We start from the raw sequence: 3,236 nt of genomic DNA on the forward strand, positions 1-3,236 counted from the left end.
CACGAAATTCTGATGTATAGCGATTTGATTTTTTCATAGTTCCAGTTTCTCAAGTTATTGAGTCTCTGGCAAACACGGGGCGATTCAGTTTGTAAATTATTATTCATTTGCTGTAGTGACTTTTGAATGCTGGTATAGTTTTTATCTTGATAACTCTTTGATTGATTATCTACCGTTGGCTCTGCTGCACTTATGCATGAAGGCAGCAAGGGAATGAAGATAATTCCAATGTAATTATATATTTTATATTTAGTAAATTTCATTTTTGTACTCCATTAGCGCTAGGCTCATAACTGTTTTATTTAAATGATTCTGAAGAGAATTTACAATTCCTATAAGCTTCTCATCACCCTTATTCCAGCTATGTTCTGAGTTATACTTCTAAAAGTTATGCACTCTAATTAGCAATGCATGCCGATATTTTTTTAATTCTTGTTTTTGTTTTGACAGTAAAAGCTCTAAGTACCTTTGATTGTAGCATGTGTCACATTATCTTTATAAAAATATGAGAAACGTTCATGCTGTAACATCCCGTTTCAATACATCATGCAACCAAAGATAATGAATATTTGTGGACGCAAACAATTCCGTCATATGAACTAACAACTAGTAAATATTCATCTTCATATATAACCTCTCCTGCGTCATAATGATGGCCGTATTCTACAGTTTCTAGATGTTTGGCATTCCAAAGACGGTTATTAAGTTTAAGAACTACCCCAATAAAGCCATAACTGCGAATCTTGCTACTTATGTGTTGTGTTGATTGTTTCCAGTCCAGCATCCGCTCTGTTATGTCTATGAGTGGAAAATATGAGTATTCAGATTGAGGCTTAGCATTTTCATAGTGACATTCGACATCAGAAAGGAAGGTTTTTAATAAATTTACCGCTTCAATATGCATTTTGACCATTACAGTTGTGATAGATTCATTCTTTTGAATGGGAACACCAGATTGAAGAATCACGTCTCCACCATCTACCACATTTGTTAATTTATGAATTGTTACGCCAGAATGTTCAGGATATTTTAATAGATATGGTAATGGCGTTGGCCCCCTGCCGTTTGGTAACATTGACGGGTGTATGTTAATAGCGTACTTAACATTGGTTTCAGGTAATATGTGTAGATACTCAGCTACTATGAACATTTCTACACCCATGGAAATCAAATGTTCAAGCTCTTCACTCATAGGCTTATTTTTGAACAAGGGAATTTGATGCGTTTCGCACAATTTTGATATAGCCGAAGACGTAAAATCGGGCGAGTTAATGTAAACTCTTTCAATTTCAAAGCCGCCCTTAATTAAATATTTTAAGCACGAAGAAAACATATTATTGCCGAAGTAAACTATTCTCATAAGCCGAACCTCAACTCTAAACAAGTGATGTAATATTTTTTAATAGGGCCTAAAGTGACTTTAAATTCATATAAATTTAAGTTTTATTTATCTCTTTTTTTTCACTTAAAAGCCCTACTCCATTCCTGTAAAAGTTTTAAACTAACAACTCATCATGCTGTACAGTTTTAAACAATTATTACTTTCTATTTCTACTAGAAGAATGGGTATGTACTACTTTCCAATTTTTATCTACTTTGCGAAATAAGAATGTTTGAAATCCTGTTTTGTCGAATATTTTGCCACTTTTGTTCACTTTTCCTTCTATCCGTGTATCAGCAATAGCCCACGCAAAAGATTTGTCATCACCCTCAAAGTGAACTTCTATTTCACTAAAATTCAGCCTTAAATATTCCAGTGCATCTTTTTCAGGTTCAACATGATGTTCAACTAATGAGTTCAATCCTGTATTTTGCCCGCCACCTTCTATATATCGAGCACCTTTATAATCAAGAAAGTTCTTTCTAAATGGTGCTCCGTCTCCATTTTCCCAACCATACTTAATACTCGAAATGATATCGATTATTGCCTGTTTATCTTTGTTTATATGTTTTCCTCCCCCATGAGCAAAGCTAACAAAACTTGTGATAACTAAAATAGCTGCTGCAATATACTTGATCATTTTTTATCCTTTATTATTATTTTTTTAAGCTAGTGTGACCAATGGATATGGACTATTTTCCATTTTCCATTTTTTTTCATAAGTATCATACTTTCCATACCTTCACTTTTCACGTCTTTTCCTTGAAACTCTCCGGTTAACTTTGTTTTGGATATTGAGTAAGCTGTTTCCCCCACCTCCCTGACTTCATGTTCAAGTATTTCTACTTTAAGTTGAGCCAAATATTTCATGTCAGCCAGCATATGATGATTTGCATAATCATCGGCTGAGCGCTCTACTCTACCGCCCTCATATATAATGACATCATCAGCTAAAAAGCCGCGTGCTTTGCTCTTATCGCCACCCTGTATGGCTTGGTGAAATTGCATAACGACTTTACCTGCATCACTTGTTAATACGGTCAATTCACCACGTTTACTTGTATTATTTTTTTCGCTTGCATGAGCGATTACAACATTGCTCATGGTTAAGAAAATTAACAAAGCCGCTGTTACTATTATTTGAATTATTTTCATTTTTATTCCTATCTTTAATAATTAATCTATTGCCGTTAGCACTTGATATTGCTCGGGTGTTAAAGTCGGTAACCGCTTAATAAAAGCAACCATGGCCCATATTCTTTCATCACTGTGAGTTTTCCCCCAAGCTGGCATCCCTGAAGCTTTTATGCCATGTTTAATCACCCAAAAATTCTTCCTTGCAAGCTCTTCATCAGTACCGTGTTGATGAGTTTCATGCGAAATACTTAAATTAGGTGGTTGAGGATACAGCCCAATGCTCATATCACTTTCTTCTAATCCAGGTTTTAGATGACAGCTTGAGCACATATATTCATAATCTGCTCCTCCCATTAACAACAACTCAGGACTTTCCAAATCAGGTACTTTGATATGTTGAGCCGATTTCTTTATGGATGCCTCCCTAGTTTCTTCAAGAAGCCAATAAACAATATCACTGTGAGGTTCATCTGCGGCTACATTCACTATCCCTGAATACATGACAGTGGCTGCACTAGCTCCTCCCAATAGCAATAATATCAATAGAATTTTAAGAGCTTTCATAACAATTCCTTACTTTAAAAGTCACTTAATACGAGCTTCAATTAAGTGACTTTTAATATTTAATTAATGGTTCTGGTGATCATCACTATTAGCCTTTTTATTTTTCTTTTTTTCCATTTTACTGTGATCCATTCCTTTCATTTTACTGTGATCC

4 protein-coding genes and 1 pseudogene are annotated in these 3,236 nt (G+C 34.8%); all 5 read right to left on the reverse strand.

The annotated features are described in order from the left end of the window. Positions 1-263: pseudogene (locus tag CWB65_RS19945) on the reverse strand (hypothetical protein); the annotation flags it as partial. Between the two features lie 281 nt (positions 264-544). Next, the gene (locus tag CWB65_RS16950; RefSeq protein WP_138741067.1) at positions 545-1,360 is read right to left on the reverse strand and encodes a methionyl-tRNA formyltransferase; all 816 of its coding nucleotides are present in this window, start codon (positions 1,358-1,360) and stop codon (positions 545-547) included. Between the two features lie 178 nt (positions 1,361-1,538). After that, the gene (locus CWB65_RS16955; protein WP_008128594.1) at positions 1,539-2,021 is read right to left on the reverse strand and encodes a YybH family protein; all 483 of its coding nucleotides are present in this window, start codon (positions 2,019-2,021) and stop codon (positions 1,539-1,541) included. A 29-nt stretch (positions 2,022-2,050) separates the two neighbouring features. Next, on the reverse strand, positions 2,051-2,536 hold the full coding sequence (locus CWB65_RS16960) for a YybH family protein (protein ID WP_008128596.1): 486 nt from the start codon (positions 2,534-2,536) through the stop codon (positions 2,051-2,053). A 21-nt stretch (positions 2,537-2,557) separates the two neighbouring features. Next, a complete protein-coding gene (locus CWB65_RS16965) occupies positions 2,558-3,082 on the reverse strand; it encodes a c-type cytochrome (protein ID WP_008113900.1) in 525 nt (174 codons plus the stop codon). Positions 3,083-3,236 lie beyond the last annotated feature (154 nt).

It is taken from the genome of Pseudoalteromonas sp. S554 (assembly GCF_005930865.1).
GTDB lineage: Bacteria > Pseudomonadota > Gammaproteobacteria > Enterobacterales > Alteromonadaceae > Pseudoalteromonas > Pseudoalteromonas marina.

Coding starts and splice junctions, on each gene's coding strand:
- CWB65_RS16950 (WP_138741067.1), bottom strand. CDS start 1,360: ATGAGAATAGTTTACTTCGGCAATAATATGTTTTCTTCGTGCTTAAAA.
- CWB65_RS16960 (WP_008128596.1), bottom strand. CDS start 2,536: ATGAAAATAATTCAAATAATAGTAACAGCGGCTTTGTTAATTTTCTTA.
- CWB65_RS16965 (WP_008113900.1), bottom strand. CDS start 3,082: ATGAAAGCTCTTAAAATTCTATTGATATTATTGCTATTGGGAGGAGCT.
- CWB65_RS16955 (WP_008128594.1), bottom strand. CDS start 2,021: ATGATCAAGTATATTGCAGCAGCTATTTTAGTTATCACAAGTTTTGTT.